At 36.9% G+C, this 16,818-nt stretch carries 14 protein-coding genes and 2 tRNA genes; 6 read left to right on the top strand and 10 right to left on the bottom strand.

The genetic code is table 11. The annotated features are described in order from the left end of the window. Positions 1-7 precede the first annotated feature (7 nt). The 9 genes from DF185_RS14540 to DF185_RS14575 all read right to left on the bottom strand — a co-directional run bounded on the left by DF185_RS14540 (position 8) and on the right by DF185_RS14575 (position 11,160). Entirely contained in the window at positions 8-1,792 is a 1,785-nt protein-coding gene (locus tag DF185_RS14540) for an acyl-CoA dehydrogenase FadE (protein WP_110361488.1), read from the bottom strand. Positions 1,793-1,869: 77 nt separating this feature from the next. Beyond that, positions 1,870-3,045, bottom strand: coding sequence for an acetyl-CoA C-acyltransferase (locus DF185_RS14545; RefSeq protein WP_110361489.1), 1,176 nt, complete (start codon positions 3,043-3,045; stop codon positions 1,870-1,872). 31 nt (positions 3,046-3,076) lie between these two features. Next, positions 3,077-5,476: a 3-hydroxyacyl-CoA dehydrogenase/enoyl-CoA hydratase family protein gene (locus DF185_RS14550; protein ID WP_110361490.1), complete on the bottom strand. Its 2,400-nt coding sequence runs from the start codon at positions 5,474-5,476 to the stop codon at positions 3,077-3,079. A gap of 33 nt (positions 5,477-5,509) precedes the next feature. Then, positions 5,510-7,294 (bottom strand): AMP-dependent synthetase/ligase, encoded by a 1,785-nt coding sequence (locus DF185_RS14555; protein WP_243421777.1) that lies wholly within the window; start codon positions 7,292-7,294, stop codon positions 5,510-5,512. Between the two features lie 286 nt (positions 7,295-7,580). Next, positions 7,581-8,537 (bottom strand): methionyl-tRNA formyltransferase, encoded by a 957-nt coding sequence (gene fmt, locus DF185_RS14560; RefSeq protein ID WP_243421778.1) that lies wholly within the window; start codon positions 8,535-8,537, stop codon positions 7,581-7,583. A 1-nt stretch (position 8,538) separates the two neighbouring features. Next, positions 8,539-8,706, bottom strand: a complete 168-nt coding sequence (locus DF185_RS23620) for a DUF5522 domain-containing protein (protein WP_165836038.1) — start codon at positions 8,704-8,706, stop codon at positions 8,539-8,541. Position 8,707: 1 nt separating this feature from the next. Then, entirely contained in the window at positions 8,708-9,178 is a 471-nt protein-coding gene (locus tag DF185_RS14565; RefSeq protein ID WP_110361493.1) for a nuclear transport factor 2 family protein, read from the bottom strand. Beyond that, entirely contained in the window at positions 9,171-10,628 is a 1,458-nt protein-coding gene (locus DF185_RS14570; protein ID WP_110361494.1) for an LptF/LptG family permease, read from the bottom strand. The genes DF185_RS14565 and DF185_RS14570 overlap by 8 nt, the downstream gene beginning before the upstream one ends. 157 nt (positions 10,629-10,785) lie before the next feature. Next, positions 10,786-11,160 (bottom strand): START-like domain-containing protein, encoded by a 375-nt coding sequence (locus tag DF185_RS14575; protein ID WP_243421779.1) that lies wholly within the window; start codon positions 11,158-11,160, stop codon positions 10,786-10,788. Between the two features lie 349 nt (positions 11,161-11,509). Here DF185_RS14575 and DF185_RS14580 point away from each other — a divergent pair. From DF185_RS14580 to tsaA, 6 genes are all read left to right on the top strand, one after another. Further along, a tRNA-Met gene (locus DF185_RS14580) sits at positions 11,510-11,583 on the top strand. Positions 11,584-12,021: 438 nt separating this feature from the next. Beyond that, positions 12,022-12,095 (top strand) — tRNA-Met (locus DF185_RS14585). 70 nt (positions 12,096-12,165) lie between these two features. Beyond that, positions 12,166-12,429 carry a GIY-YIG nuclease family protein gene (locus tag DF185_RS14590; RefSeq protein WP_110361496.1) on the top strand — a complete coding sequence of 88 codons (264 nt, stop codon included), beginning with the start codon at positions 12,166-12,168 and terminating at the stop codon, positions 12,427-12,429. A gap of 234 nt (positions 12,430-12,663) precedes the next feature. Next, positions 12,664-13,170 carry a DUF4494 domain-containing protein gene (locus DF185_RS14595; protein WP_110361497.1) on the top strand — a complete coding sequence of 169 codons (507 nt, stop codon included), beginning with the start codon at positions 12,664-12,666 and terminating at the stop codon, positions 13,168-13,170. A gap of 295 nt (positions 13,171-13,465) precedes the next feature. Beyond that, positions 13,466-14,872: an aspartate ammonia-lyase gene (gene aspA / locus DF185_RS14600; protein WP_110361498.1), complete on the top strand. Its 1,407-nt coding sequence runs from the start codon at positions 13,466-13,468 to the stop codon at positions 14,870-14,872. A 235-nt stretch (positions 14,873-15,107) separates the two neighbouring features. Continuing rightward, positions 15,108-15,599 (top strand): tRNA (N6-threonylcarbamoyladenosine(37)-N6)-methyltransferase TrmO, encoded by a 492-nt coding sequence (tsaA, locus tag DF185_RS14605; RefSeq protein ID WP_110361499.1) that lies wholly within the window; start codon positions 15,108-15,110, stop codon positions 15,597-15,599. Positions 15,600-15,765: 166 nt separating this feature from the next. Here tsaA and hemH read toward each other — a convergent pair whose 3' ends face one another. Then, complete coding sequence (gene hemH, locus DF185_RS14610) at positions 15,766-16,776, bottom strand: ferrochelatase (protein ID WP_110361500.1); 1,011 nt, start codon at positions 16,774-16,776, stop codon at positions 15,766-15,768. Between the last annotated feature and the right edge of the window lie 42 nt (positions 16,777-16,818).

Consider the following 16,818-nt stretch of genomic DNA (forward strand, 5'->3'; position numbering starts at 1 on the left):
ATACTAACTAAAAACAATATTTATTCTCCTCGATTAATTTCTTGGCAATCATTCTACGTTCCTCTTTGCTGTTTAGGCCGCTATGCTTGGTAAAGCGTTTCAAGCCTAAAAGCATCATGCGTAATTCGTCGCCCGATGAAATGCTGTTGGCAGCATCTTTGGCGTTTTTGTGAATGCGGTCGGCAGCATCGTAAAAGAAGACCTTACACATGGCAATTTGTTCCTGGCAGGCATCTTCTCCTTTGGTTTCTACCAACTTTTTAACGCGCAGCAATAATGATTCTGCCTGATAACAATCCATAATGATATCTGAGATATTCATTAGGATTTCCTGCTCCTTGCTTAGCTTTTGCATGAACTTTTGAGCAGCTGCACCAGCTATTAGTAAAGCACACTTTTTAAATCCCTCTACCAATTTGCTTTCCGCTGCCAATAGGCTGGTATCTTCTTCCCCAAAATCAGGAATCGACATTAACTCTTTGGCAACAGCTTGTGAGGCTCCCAATAAAGGCAATTCATTTTTGAAAGCTTTGCGCAAAAGGTAATCTACTACCAACATGCGATTGATTTCGTTGGTTCCCTCAAAAATACGATTGATACGAGCATCGCGATAAGCACGCTCCATAGGAGCTTCGGCTGAGTATCCCATTCCACCATAAATCTGTACGCCTTCGTCCACCACATAATCCAAAACTTCGGATGCCGCAACTTTCAGAATGGCAGCTTCTGCAGCAAATTCTTTCTGTGCTTGCACTGATGCTTCCTCCTTACTCATTCCTTCCTCAATTAAATGATGCTTGGTGTTCTGAATATCGTTACTGCAACGATAAATGGCCGATTCAACTGCATAGGTTCGAATGGTTTGTTCAGCCATTTTGTACTGAATCGCTCCAAAATTAGCAATCTCGGTACCAAACTGAATGCGTTCATTCGCATAGTTAATGGAATTAGAAATTACCTTTTTGCCAGCTCCTAAAACGGCAGCAGCCAATTTAATCCTTCCGTTATTCAGGATGTTCAAGGCAATCTTAAAGCCATCACCTCTTTCTCCCAGAAGATTTTCAATTGGAATTTCACAATTTTCGAAGAACATCATGCAGGTTGAAGAACCTTTAATACCCATTTTCTTTTCTTCCTGTCCTAAACTGATTCCTGGAAAGCTCTTTTCTACAATAAAAGCACTCAGGTTCTTATCATCATCAATCTTGGCGAACACTGTGTAAATGTCAGCAAAACCACCATTGGTAATCCACATTTTTTGTCCGTTGAGAATGTATTTCGAACCATCATCAGAAAGTTTTACTTTACTCTTTCCCGAATTGGCATCCGATCCGGATCCTGGCTCCGTCAAACAATAAGCTCCTTTGTATTCGCCACTGGCAAGCATAGGCAAATACTTCTCTTTTTGCGCTTGCGTTCCGTAGTAGAGGATAGGAAGCGTTCCAATTCCAACGTGAGCCGCATAGGCTACCGCAAATGAGCTGTATGTACCCATTACCTCGGTGCTTAGCATGGATGTGTTCATGTCCTGACCAAATCCACCATACTCTTCGGGGATTGCAATTCCAAGTAGACCCAATTCACCCGCTTTATCCAGCAAATCGGTCATTATACCTTCTTCCTGTTCATCAATTCTATCCTGCATCAGAAATATTTCTTTCTCTTGAAAATCTCTGCAGGTATCCATTATCATTTTCTGTTCTTCCGATATCTCTTCCGGAATAAAAATATCTTGTGGCATCGTTTCCTTCACCAAAAACTGACCGCCTTTTACTGTTTTAATCTTTTCCATGTTTGTAGTGTTTATGTAGTTAGAATGATTTACCCCTAAAGGGGACTTTTTTAGCCCCCTTTAGGGGGATGGGGGTGTTAGAGAATTTCAAAAATACCAGCAGCACCCTGTCCCGATCCAACACACATGGTAACCATGCCGTATTTCTGTTTTCTTTTCTTCATTTCGTGCAAGAGTTGAACCGAAAGCTTTGTTCCTGTACATCCCAATGGGTGTCCTAAAGCAATGGCTCCACCATTTACGTTGGTGATATCAGGATTCATGTCCAGTTCTCTCATTACTGATAAGGCCTGAACTGCAAAAGCTTCATTCAATTCGATTTGGTCTATTTGATTCATGTTCATTCCCGATCGTTTTAAAACTTTAGGAATGGCTTCAACAGGTCCAATTCCCATGTGTTTTGGCTCAACACCAGCTACAGCATAAGAAACAAAGCGAGCAATAGGCTGCACGTTTAATTGTTTCAACATCTTTTCGGATACCACCAAAACAAATGCTGCTCCATCGGATGTTTGCGAAGAATTACCAGCGGTAACAGTACCATGTTGATCGAACACTGGTCTTAATTTCGATAATCCTTCTATGCTGGTATCAGCTCTTGGCCCTTCATCAATGGCAACAATGTGTTCTTTGGTTTCAGCTTTCTCTTGGCTGTTCACAAAAGTCTGGGATACTGTAATAGGAACAATTTCATCTACAAAACGGTTCGCAGCTAATGCCTCTAAGGCTTTCCTGTGCGAGTGAAATGCAAATTCATCCTGATCTTCTCTTGATATTTTGTACTTTTTCTGCAAGGCTTCTGCTGTTATTCCCATGTTCCAGTAATAATCCGGATTTGATTTGGCTATTCCCAGGTTGGGAACCAATCGCCAGCCACCCATTGGCATGAGCGACATCATCTCCACACCACCTGCAAGAATACAATCTGCCAATCCAGCTTCAATTTTCGATGCGGCAATGGCTATGGTTTCCAGGCCAGATGAGCAGTAACGATTCACGGTCATTCCCGGAACCTGAATATTATCCAAACCCATTAATGAGATCATTCTTCCGATATTCAATCCTTGTTCAGCTTCGGGTGTTGCATTTCCTACAATCACATCGTCAACTAGTAAAGGATCAAGATTTGGGGTTTTCTCCATAATGTGTTTTACCACCCTTGCGGCCATATCATCAGGCCTGATGAGGCGAAGCTTTCCTTTTTTTGCTTTGCCTACGGCGGTTCTATATGCGGCTACTATATATGCGTTCATATTTCAGTTATCAGTTAACGGTTATCAATTATCAGTTTCTCAGAATCTTGCCTTTTTGCAGTAGGCTTTGCATGCGTTCCAGCGTTTTCTTTTGCTGACATAGTCGAACAAAAGCAATTCGCTCCAAATCGAGTAAGTATTTTTCCGATACTTGTGCAGGTTCACTCAATTCACCTCCACTTAGTACTATTCCAAGCTCTACGGACAAGTGCTTGTCGTATTCCGAGATGAAATTTCCTACTTCCATTCCATCTGCACCCGAATAAACCAAAGCCAAACCTTCGCTTCCCAGTACAGTAATGTCTTTGGTTGGAAGAGGAGGAGTGTAGCCTTTTTCAAGCATCAATAAGGCAGCTTTTTTTGCATAGGTCAACTGGTGTTTTTTACTAATGATTACTTCATCCACTTCCTTTCGGAGATATCCTAGGTCGAATGCTTCGTATGCCGACATCGATACCTTTGCTTGACCGATACTTAAGAATTTATCGCGGAAACGGTTGGTTCGGATATCATCCTGTGCAATTTCCTTGGACAAGCGATATGCAAATTCTTTGGTTCCTCCACCAGCAGGAATTACGCCAACGCCTAATTCAACCAATCCCATATAGGTTTCGGCGTGAGCAATTACTTTATCGGTATGCATGCACAGTTCGCAACCACCTCCCAGAGTCATTCCATGTGGAGCTGCAATTACCGGAACAGATGCATACTTTAATTTCAGCATGGTGTTTTGGAAGGTTCGAACAACCATGTCTAATTCTTCAAACTCCTGCTCAATGGCAAGCATAAATACCAATCCAATATTGGCTCCAGCCGAGAAGTTTTCTCCTTCGTTGGAGATGACCAAAGCTTTATAATCGCTTTCGGCCAACTCAATGGCTTTGTTAATTCCTTGTATGATTTCACTGCCAATGGTGTTCATCTTGGTATGGAACTCAAGGTTGATAATACCATCTCCAAGGTCGATGATACTTGCTCCTTCGTTATTCCAAATGGTTTTAGAAGAGCGAATATTATTTAGAAGAACCAGATTTTCAGTTCCAGGAATGGTTTGGTAAGCATTTGTATTTACATCATAGTACTGTTTCAAACCATCTTTTAACTGGTAGAAACTTAGATCTTCTTGAACCATATTGTACACCCAATTGGCAGCTTTATATCCCATAGCTTCCATCATGCCCAAAGTCTTTTTTACACCTAAGCTTTCCCAAATCTCGAATGGACCCATTTCCCAGGCAAAACCCGAACAGATGGCTTCATCAATTTTGTAGAGATCATCAGTAATCTCAGGCATTCGGTTCGAAACGTAGGCAAATAAACCGAAGAATAACTTTTGATAGAATTGATTTACTTTGCTGTTTCCTTTTAGGAGAACTTTAAAGCGATCATTGAGATGAGGTACAGCTTTGGCTGCCTCGAATTCACCAAACTTTACCCTTTGCTTTTCTTGATATTCGAAACTATCCAGGTTCAAGCTTAAAATCTCACTCTTGCCTTCCGTCTTTATTTTTTTATAAAATCCTTGACCAGTTTTTGATCCCAACCATTGGTTGCCCATCATGTGTTGAATAAACTCTGGAATCTGGAAAACATCTTTGGCTTCATCATCTTGCAGTGCTTTCTGAAGGTTTTGAGCAACAAATACCAAAGTATCCAATCCAACCACATCGCAAGTGCGGAAGGTTGCCGATTTGGGTCTTCCGATAATTGGTCCAGTAAGTTTATCAATTTCTTCTACAGTAAATCCAAACTCATCAATCAAATGAAAGACTGACATCATGGAATAAACACCAACTCGGTTGGCAATAAAAGCAGGAGTATCCTTACAACTTACCACCGATTTGCCTAAAAATCTTTCTCCAAAATCAGTCAAAAAATCCAATATTTCCTGATTTGTTTTAGGGGAAGGAATGATTTCTAACAATTTCAAATACCTCGGAGGATTAAAGAAATGAGTGCCGCAAAAATTAGCTACAAAATCTTCTGATCTTCCTTGAATTAACATCTGAATAGGAATACCTGATGTATTGGTAGTAATCAGGGAACCAGATTTCCGATGCTCTTCAATTTTGGTATAAAGCTCTTGTTTGATTTTTAGATTTTCGATAATGGCTTCTATTACCCAATCGCACTCTGCGATTTTATGCAGATCATCTTCGAAATTACCTGTTGTAATTCTATTAGTATAAGCTTTTAAATACAGTGGTGCGGGTTTTAGTTTTGTTGCCTTCAGAAAAAGATCAGTTACAATACGGTTTCGTACCAAAGGATGATCTGGAGACAAACCAGCCTTTTGTTCTTTGTCGTTAAGTTCCTTTGCAGGCATATCCAATAATAAAACCTCGATGCCTATATTGGCAAAATGACATGCAATTTGTGCGCCCATGACTCCTGCACCCAAAACTGCAATTTTTCTAATTTTTCGAGTCATATTTTTATTAATTATAGTGTGTGTGAATACTGTTTAAAGTTCTTCTTCGTAGGCGTATATATCTCGAATCAAATCATCGTATTTATCCTTTATAACTTTTCTTTTGAGCTTTAAGGTTGGTGATAATTCTCCAGAATCAGGAGTCCAAACATCTGAAACCAAACGACTGGTTTTAATCTTCTTTGGACGATCGAGATTTACATTGGTTTTCTCTATCTCTTTCCAGATTCTTATTTGAATACGCTCATTTTTAATAATCTCTTCAGGACTGATAAAATCCAATTTCTTTCTTTTGCAGTATTCTTTTAGGAATTCAAAATCCGGAGAAATTAATACAGAAGGAAAGCGCCTGAATTCACCAATTACAATTGCCTGATCGATAAAAGGAGATTCTTTTAATTTGTTTTCAATCACCTGTGGAGCGATATAAATGCCCCCAGAAGTTTTAAAGATTTCCTTCTTACGATCGGTAATCTTAAGGAATCGATCTTCAACCATGCAACCAATATCACCAGTATGAAACCAACCATCTTTGTCGATAACCTCATTGGTTAGTTCTTGATTTTTGTAATATCCCAGCATGATATTCGGTCCTCTAGCCAGAATTTCTCCATCTTCTGCTATCTTAACCTCTACGCCATCTAAAACAGGACCTACGGTTCCAAATTTTACATCTGGGTAGGAATTCTGATTGGCTGCAATAATAGGAGAGGTTTCTGTTAATCCATAGCCTTCCTGAACAGGAATACCCGCAGCCCAAAATAAACGTTCTAGTCTAACCTGAAGAGCAGCTCCGCCTGAACACATGAACATGATGTTACCACCAAGAGCTTCCTGCCATTTGCTAAAAATTAGCTTTCTGGCGATTTTCAATTTAAATTCGTACCACCAGCCATTAGCTCTGTTCAGTTCATATTTTTGCCCCAAATTAACAGCCCATAAGAACAAGGACTTCTTTAAGGTTGGCAAACTTTTTCCTTTGGCCATGATTTTGTCATATACTTTTTCCAACAATCGGGGAACGGTGGCAAACCCATGAGGTTTAATTTCTCGCAAATTATCGCCAATGGTTTCCATACTTTCAGCATAATAAATTCCAATACCCTTGTATTGATACTGATAGTTAACCATTCGCTCATATACATGGTTGATTGGTAAAAAGCTCAGGCATTTATGGCTCGAGTTTAGAATTAAACGTGCTGCCGAAGCCAACACATTACTAATAAAATTGTGATGCGAAAGCATTACTCCTTTTGGGTTACCTGTTGTTCCCGATGTATATATAATGGTAACCACATCTTGTGGTTTTATGGTTTCTTTGATGGATTTTAATTCATCCACATATTTGTCATCAAGAGCCTTACCCATATCAAGTAAACGCACCCAATGAGTCACAGCTTTTATTTTATCGAAAGAATAAACCTCTTTTACCGAAGGATGATCACTTAAAAGTGGTTCAACCTTGAAATACAATTCTTCACTGGATACAAAAATGATACTAGGTTCGCAATGACGAATAATGAAGTCATAGCTTTTTGCACTAATAGTAGGATAGAGGGGGACATGAATCACACCTATTTGTGCCAAGGCCATATCAATAAAATTCCATTCGGGCCTGTTGTTCGAAATGGTAATAACCCGGTCTCCTTTTTTAAGACCACTATCCAATAATGCGTAACTAATTAAATCTGAGTATTTCAGATATTGTTCTGTGGAGTATGTAACCCACTTGCCATCTTCTTTCTTCGCGAAAGCATCTGATTTATCAGGATAATTTTCCCGATAATTGTCGAGTAAATCAAAAATGCGCGTAACCATAATTAAAGATTTAGATATGTAAGGCATTACAGCATTTCAAAATGATTCTTAATCATTCTGATGCGCAGAAACTTAATCTCTAATAATTAGAGGTGAGAGATTTAGTGTTGATTTAAGTTTGGTGTAAGAAGTTGTATTGGGAATTAATTTCGGAGATTTTCCGAAATCTTTTTACACTTACATAAAATTTACAAAAAGGAATTTGAAAATAAAAGAATTATTGGTAAGAATTCTTTTTTATTTGGTAAGCGAAAAAAAAGGAAGCTTCTGGGCTTCCTTTGAAATTTTATAAGTGATAGTTGGATATTTGTTGAAATCCTCGGAGAAAGTCTTCTACTTTCATTCGTTTCTTGCCGGCTTGTTGTAGCATTGTAATGGCTAGAAAACCACCTTCTACAGCCACTTTTAAATAAGTTTTGCCATCGGTATGTAAACTTCCAATTTCTTTGTCGTGGTTTTCAATTGTCTTTTCAGTTGCATATACCTTAAGTCCGATATTTTTACCTTCTTCATTCGGAATCAATTCCGTCCACGATGCAGGGTACGGACTTAATCCTCGAATTAAATTGTGAATTGAATTGATATTCTTTGTCCAATCAATCTTACAGTCCTCTTTAAAGATTTTTGGTGCAGATTTTAATTCGTGTGCAGCAATGCTTTCCTGTGGGATTTGTGGATAGTCATTGGCTTCGATTGCTTTTACGGTTTTAACAACCAAATCAGCACCAATATTCATCAATTTGTCGTGAATGATCTCGGCATTGTCGTTTTCTCCAATCTCAGTTTTCTCCTGGAAAATGATGTTACCCGTATCAATTTCATGCTTTAAAAGAAATGTAGATACACCAGTTTCTTTATCACCATTAATGATTGCCCAGTTAATAGGCGCAGCACCACGATATTGAGGAAGTAGGGAAGCATGAAGATTCAGAGTGCCATATTTTGGCATGTTCCAAACTACTTCTGGTAACATTTTAAAAGCAACCACAACTTGCAAGTCAGCTTCAAGCGATTTAAGTTCTGCAAGAAATTCTTCATTTCTGAATTTTTCAGGTTGTAATATTTTCAAACCTTTTTCGGCAGCATATTTTTTAACTGCTGCTTCCTGAATTTTCTGACCTCTTCCTGCAGGTTTATCCGGATTGGTAATTACACCAACCACTTTAACGCCTGCATTTAAAAGAGCTTCCAGAGGAGCCACCGCAAAATCGGGTGTTCCCATATATACTACACGTAAACTCATACTATTCCTTTAAGTTCCTGTTTCCTTTGTTGTGTTTTGGAAAATAAGGGCAATGTTTACATCCATTGCCACAACAATATCCTCTTTCGGTAAGATATTTTTTTGTCATGATTCTATATCCATCAGGATGCATATAGTAATCGATATCTGGTTTTAAATCGTCAAACATATTAGTCTTGATTTATTTTTAAAAACTCTTTTATGCTTTCATTTTTAATGGTAACCGAAAGGTGATAGTGTGATATTTTATATTCATTGTCTTCCATTACCAATACGCCAGAAGCTCTGCAAACCCCCATCCATGTATTTAATAGTTCATCAAACCAAATGATTTTCTTGTCTTCCGAAGTATAAATTTTTCTATCAAAAGCTTTAAAATCCCAGGTTGTTCCTTTTTCAAAATATGGCTCGCAAAAGTTGTGGAACTCTTGTCTGGTCCATCTTTCCGATGGATCTGTTCCAATGTAGGTTGCATTTTTGGTCATCAAGCCAAAATATTTTTCTAAATCAGCATCAGCAGCAGCTTTGTGCCAATCATCAAGAAGCTGATTGACTTCTTTTTCAGAATATTTTACTTGCTTTGTACAAGCAGAAAATGATCCCAAAACTGCAATTAGAATTATGAATATAGATTTATGCATTTTTCTTTTTGAAAAATTTAGCCGGGTTAATCTTTTTAAAGAAATCAATATAATTCTCAATGTTGAAAACAGCAGAATCAGTAGTCGCTTTGTAGGTTAATACAATTCCCAACGGAAGAATTATCAGAGATGAAATCCACATTCCAACAGCGGGAGGAAGAACCAATTCTTTGGCAAATCTTTCACCGGTCATGGAAATGATGTAATAAAAGATAAAGAATAAGACTGATATAATTACCGGCATTCCCAAGCCTCCTTTACGGATGATTGCACCAAGGGGAGCTCCAATAAAGAAGAATATGAAACAAGCAAAAGGGAGTGTGAATTTTCTGTGCCACTCATTCGAGAATTTTTTAATCCATTTTTCTCGCACCAATAGATCTCCTTCTTTACGAGATACAGTTTCTCTGGCTTTTCTCGCGAAGCTAAGGGCTGAACTTACCGAGGTTAACTGTTTGGTAATGGTAGCGGATTTAAATAGAGAATCAACATTTAGTGTTTTTGCTGAAAGATCTTTTGATTTCACAGAATCTTTTCGCATCGACTTGGATTCTTTCTTAAAGTAATGTCTTGAAAGCAATCCGGTAACAAGTCTCTTTTTTTCATTTTGTAATTTGCCTTGTAACGAATCTTCAGAATGTACCAATTGCTTTAGATTTAGCATTTTGTAGTTCTTGCTATATCTATCCTCGTTGCCTCTTTTTAATTCAGTGCTTCTAAGAGGAACGTTTGTTTTATATTCCTGAAATTTAATTCTTCTGGAAGGATGTTTTTTATCTCTTCTCGATTTGGTTTTTACCTCCTGGTACATGTTACCACTGTACAGGGTAAGAGCCATATTTTTTTTATCAGGAGAAGTAACCATGGTGCCAGAATCAGCCACTGTTACATTGGTATTTCCTCTTCCATCGCGATGATCGTAAATCAAGATTTTATACATCATGCCAGTTTCCTTATCAATTTTATCAACTTTAATACTAAAATTGGGAAGGTCATTTGTAAAAATACCTTCTTTCAGGATTAGTTCTGGCTTTTGATTTTTAATATCAATTAATAAGGATGTAGTTTTTAAGGATGCAACCGGCATTACATAGTTGGCAAAGAAAAAAGCAATAATACTTATAATCACCACAAGAGTGGTAAGTGGTTTCATAATTCGCTGCAAGGAAATTCCAGCAGCTTTCATGGCTGTTAATTCGTAATTCTCTCCCATATTTCCAAAGGTCATAATGGAAGCCAAAAGAATAGCCAAAGGCAGCGCCATTGGTACTAATGTAGCAGAAACGTAAAACAAAAATTCAGCAATAACTGTCCACTCTAACCCTTTCCCGACAAGTTCATCGATATATCGCCAAAGGAATTGCATGAGTAGAACAAACATGCAGATAAAGAAAGTAAAGGCCAATGGGCCAAGAAAACTTTTAAGAATAAATGAATGTAAACGTTTCATTCTAAAATATTTTAATTGAAGCGAGATCTAAAATTTATTATATGGATATCGCATTGCTACCTAAAAAATAAGACCAATAACTTGCAGAAACTGGTCTTACATAGCTTACAAAAATAAGCTAATTATTTAGGATTTGGTGTTATGATTTGTTAAAAAATCATATTCCCAATACATGTTTTAATTCGGCGATTTGAGTATCCCAAAGCTCAATGCTTTCATCTATTTCATCTTCATCTGCAAAATCGGTAATGATAAGAGATAGATCATTGGTAAGGGCGTCAATTTCGATTTTAAATTCGAAATAGCTTTCTTCATCTTCACTATCAAGCCAGTGGAAGCGAATTAAGCGATTATCTTTTTTGGTAATTAATTCTGCTTGCTGTTCTGATCCATCCCAAATGAAAGTATAAACTTTACCTTTTTGATTTACATCATCAGCAAACCATTCTGATAATCCACTTGGATTACTAAGTCGATCGAAAATCACTTTTTGCGAAGCTTGTAGTACATATTCCAGTTCAAATTGTTTCATCTGTTGGGGCATAAATGTTTTGATAATAAAATAAGGGGATTAAGTTTGTCTTGATAAATTTTTCCCCCAGTATTAAAATACTGCACTAAAAAGGTGAAATGTAAGTCAATACTTAAATTTCGCGCAAGATACTTAAGAATTTTCTAATAATAAAAACTGATTCTTAAATCTTTAGCTTTTCTCATATTGTTAATTCTTAGATACGCTTATTTTACATGCACCATATAAGTTAAGAAAATTTTACAAATCGATAAATTAAATCATTTACAATTCAAGAATTGAAAAAAAATGTAAAATGATTTTTTTTTAATAAAAAAGGATTCTATATTTGCACCGCATTAGAAAAAACGGCGAGGTAGCTCAGTTGGTTAGAGCGCATGATTCATAATCATGAGGTCGGCGGTTCAAACCCGCCTCTCGCTACTCTAAAGGGAAACAATGAAAATTGTTTCCCTTTTTTCTTGCCTTAAATTTTCTTTACTCATCACTGTGTCGAAAAAAATATACGGGAAGATTAATAATTTATACTTTTTCGAATATTAAAATAGAGTGGATGTAAATCTGCTGAACTAAAATCATCTTGTTTAAGTTTACTCGGTGAAAGTTCCAATAATTATTGGGATAATCAGACTCATATTTGCAGTAAAAACTATAAAAGAATAGTCTCCTTTTCGTAAAAAACTACTCCAAGAATAAACCAAATGAAATGTTGTAAAAAAAAATCAATATTTTTTCAAACTGTAACATTTCTGTAAAACAGATAGTTTAAGGAAACGCTTCATTTCTTTGTGAAGATTTTTAGAAAAAAGATTTTTTTTAGAAATAAAATGCCTTTATATTTGCACCGCAATCAAGCAAAACGGCGAGGTAGCTCAGTTGGTTAGAGCGCATGATTCATAATCATGAGGTCGGCGGTTCAAACCCGCCTCTCGCTACAAAAAGGGAAACAATTCATATTGTCTCCCTTTTTTTGTACCTTGATTTCTCTTCTAAAATAATGGCTGTATGAGTTATTTCGTTTACATTTTAAGGAGTAAAAGAACTGAAAGGTATTATATAGGCTATACTGCAGATATAACTTGTCGTCTTGAAAAGCATAATGCAGGTTCAACCACTTCTACGAGATCTGGTCGTCCATGGGAATTGGTATATTATGAAGAGTTTCATGAAAAGAAGCAGGCCATTTTAAGAGAAAAGGAAATTAAAAAGAAAAAGAGTAGAGTTTATATTGAAGCGTTAATTAATTCTTGTAGTAGTTCTGTTGGTTAGAGCGTCCCGATATAAATCGGGAAGGTCGGCGGTTCTCCGATTGAATTCGGGACCTCTCGCTACAAGGAGGATGACTTATGGTCATCCTTTTTTGTTTTAATATATCTCCATTTTTTAGAAGAGTTGATTTTAATAGGGATCAATTCTTTTATCTTTGTTATCCGTTAAAATAAAATATCAATGTTAAAAGTAACTCGGAACTGTGTTACTTTTAGAACTAAATAATGTAATCGTATGAACAATTGGTTTGAGTGTAAAGTGAAGTATGTTAAAGTCGATGAAGTATCAGGAAAAGAGAAAAAAGTATCGGAGCCATATTTGGTGGATGCAATGTCTTTTACCGAGGCTGAGGCTAGAATTCACAAAGAATTGGAGCAAATGATTAGTGGGGAGTTTAATGTAACCAATATCAGTAAGTCAAACATTACGGAATTGTATCCTAATGACAATGGTGACCGTTGGTTTAAGGCTAAAGTTGCATTTATTGATGTAGATGAGGCATCTGGTAAAGAAAAGAAAAGTAATAACTACATGCTTGCGCAGGCAAATAATGTGAAACAGGCATATGAGTTTTTAGAAGAGTGTTTAAGTGACATGTTAGTACCTTATGAGATTCCAGCAGTTTCAGAAAGTCCTATTATGGATATCTTTCCATTTTTTAGTGATGAGGTGAATGAAGAAATTCCAGAGAACTTAAAACCAGTTTCGGAAATTGAGCCGAATGATAACGAATTTGAATAGATCAGAAATTTCTGATCTGTTTTTTTTCGAAAACGATTGTTTTCTGTTGAAAAACATACGCTAAGCTTGTTGTTACTGTAAAATTTATGTGGTTTAACTATCAGTAAATCAGATTTAAGGTGGAGTTGTGAATTGGTGATTTGATTTTTTGTGTTTTTCGTGGTGAAATTTCTTTTCTCTACTACATTTGTCAGCATAAACAAACAACAAAAACAGACTTGAATAAGTTTTGACTTTTAAGATGAGGGGATCTTTTATAAAGTTAGATTTATTGATTTAAACGTATAATCACACCATGAAAACAAGAACTGAACACGACTTAATTGGCTACAAAGAGGTGCCAGCTGATGCATATTATGGCATTCAAACTTTAAGAGCAGTTGAAAACTTTGACATTTGCGGTGTTAAATTAAGTGCATATCCAAACTTTATTAAGGGTTTGGCTATGGTAAAATGGGCAGCAGCTAAGGCGAACAACGATCTTAACCTACTAACTGACGATGTAACTGAAGCGATTACTAAGGCTTGCGAAGAGCTTATTGATGGAAAACACCATGATCATTTTCCTGTTGATATGATTCAGGGTGGTGCTGGAACATCTACCAATATGAATGCCAACGAGGTGATAGCCAACAGGGCATTGGAAATTCTTGGATATCAAAAAGGTGAATACGAACACTGTCATCCAAACAATCACATTAACCTATCTCAGTCAACAAATGATGCATATCCAACTGCAATTAAAATTGCATTAATGTATATGAATGAGAATTTGGTGGCAGGCTTAAAATCATTGATTACTGCATTTAGAGCTAAAGGGGAAGAGTTCAAAGATGTATTGAAAATGGGTAGAACTCAGCTGCAAGATGCTGTGCCTATGACATTGGGACAAGAGTTTGAAGCTTGGGCTGTAAACCTTGAAGAGGAAATCCAAAGATTGAACGAAAATGCAAAATTGTTCCTTGAAGTAAACATGGGAGCAACTGCTATTGGTACTGGAATTAACTCAGAGCCTGGTTACTCAGATAAATGTGTAGCACATCTAAATGAAATTACAAAACTTCCAATTGTGTTGGCTGGTAACTTAATTGAAGCTACTCCTGATACAGGTTCGTATGTAATGTATTCATCAGCAGTGAAGCGTTTGGCTGTTAAACTTTCTAAAATCTGTAACGATTTAAGATTGTTGTCTTCAGGACCACGTTGTGGATTGAACGAAATCAACTTGCCAAAAATGCAACCAGGATCTTCTATCATGCCAGGTAAAGTAAACCCGGTAATTCCAGAGGTTGTAAACCAAATTGCTTATAAAGTAATTGGTAATGATTTAACTGTAACTTTTGCAGCAGAAGCAGGTCAGTTGGAATTGAATGTAATGGAGCCAGTTTTGGTTCGTGCTATTTTCGAATCAATGGAAATGTTGGAGAACGGAATGACGACATTAAAAGAAAGATGTATTGAAGGAATTACAGCAAATGTTGAGCACTGTAAAGAAATGGTTCTAAACAGTATCGGTATTGTAACTGCTGTAAATCCAACATTAGGATATGAAGCTTCTTCGCGAATTGCTAAAAGAGCATTGGCAGAAAACAGAAGTGTTTACGATTTAATTCTTGAAGAAGGATTATTGACTAAGGAGAAGCTAGATGAAATTCTTTCTCCGGAAAGAATGATTAAGCCTCAGAAGTTTGTTGAAGCTTAATTATTAGAAGTGAAACCAATTTTTGGTTGAACTTTGTTTCTTAAACAACACTCCAATTTAAATTGGAAAATACTCTATCATTGAGTTCTTGGCGCATTAAAGAGGTTGATTCGATTTTCGATTCAACCTCTTTTATTTAAATGAAAATCTGGAACAGCCAAACAGTCGCATAGTTCAAGAGTGAGAATATAAATAAAGAATTCTTACATTTATCTGATCACAAAAAAGTAAATACATGAGCGAAATAACCTTCCAATCAATCGGAACAATTCATACACCTCACAAAACCAGGGAAAATATGCCCATTCAACCTCTAAGTGCAAGAGGAGTAAAAGCAAGGGTAGAGTTAAATTCAGAATTTACTGATGGTTTACGAGATTTAGAGTCTTTTTCTCATGTGATATTGATTTACCATCTGCATAAATCAGAAGGCTACGAATTGGATGTAAAGCCTTTTATGGATGATAAAACCCACGGATTATTTGCAACCAGAGCACCACGCAGACCCAATGCTATTGGAATGTCAACTGTTAAGCTTCATTCCATAGAAGAAAATATTTTGCATGTTGAAGATGTAGATATTCTCGATGGAACACCTTTGTTAGATATCAAGCCATTCTTCTCGAAATTTGACAATCGTCCTGATGCAGTTTCAGGCTGGTTAGATGAAAAGTGGAAAGAAGAGAATAGGGGCATAAAATCAGATAAAAGATTTAATTTGAAGTAGTATACGAATGGTAAGTGAACTATTTTTACTCAAACTGTTTGAGCACTACCATCCAAGTTGTTTGAGCAGTGGGTTACAAGTTACTTGAGCAAGCTACTCAAGTTGTTTGGGTAGTGCTTCCCAAATTGCTTGAGCAGTCTACTCAAGTTGCTCGAGTGGTCTTGGATTAATGAATGACTAAATCTTTTAGTGCTGCAATCCATTTTGGATGATCATTCAAACTCTCTACCAGCACCAATTCTTTCCCGCCATTTTCTTCAAACAGTTCGCCGTATTCTAAACCAATTTCTATGGTTGTTTCAAGGCAATCGGCTACAAAGGCAGGGCTAAATACCATAAGTTTTTTAGCTCCTTTCTGTGCTTGCTCTATTACTACCTTATCGGAAAAAGGTTCCAGCCAGTTTTTGTCTAGTCGAGACTGAAAGGCAACGGTATATTTCTCTTTGGGGATATTTAATTTTTTTGCCAGTAGCTTGCTGGTTTCGTAGCAAGTGGCACGGTAACAAAAGTAATCGGTATCAGGTCGGAATCGCTTGTCACAATCGCAATCCTTACAGTTTTTGTTAGGATGAACCTTATTTACCTGTCGTAACGGCAAGCCATGATAAGAGAAGATGAAGTGATCAAAATCATTTAGGTCATGCTGATTTGCGTTATCTACAATTGTATTCAGATATCCTTCATGGTCGAAAAACTGATTCACCAATTTTATTTCTGGGATCACCTCCCAGCCTCTGATAATCTCCATCGCCTTTTCGAAAGTAGAACCTGTAGTTGAAGAGGCATATTGTGGATACATGGGCAGAATAATCAATTTGTCGGGCATATCCAATCGGATCTTCTCCAAAACTCTTTTCATCGAAGGTTCCTGGTAACGCATGGCCAATTCTACCTTAAAATTCTCGTCTAATTCTTCTTGAAGTAGATCTTTTACCTTTTCGCCATAAATCATCAAAGGAGAACCATCTTTGGTCCACAATTGCTTGTATATTTTCGATGATCCTTTGGCTCTAAACGGAACTATAATCAGGTTAACCAATATTTTTCGTAGCAACCAAGGGATATCAATTACCCTTCTGTCGTTCAGAAATTCGAATAAGTAGGTACGAACATCAGATACATTGGGACTTTTAGGAGTTCCTAAATTAAGAAGCAGGACAGTAGTTTTCTTAGGCATAGTGTTTTATTAGCAACAATTAAAAAAGGAAATGCATTATAC

The sequence above is a fragment of the Marinifilum breve genome, assembly GCF_003202155.1.
Classification (GTDB): domain Bacteria; phylum Bacteroidota; class Bacteroidia; order Bacteroidales; family Marinifilaceae; genus Marinifilum; species Marinifilum breve.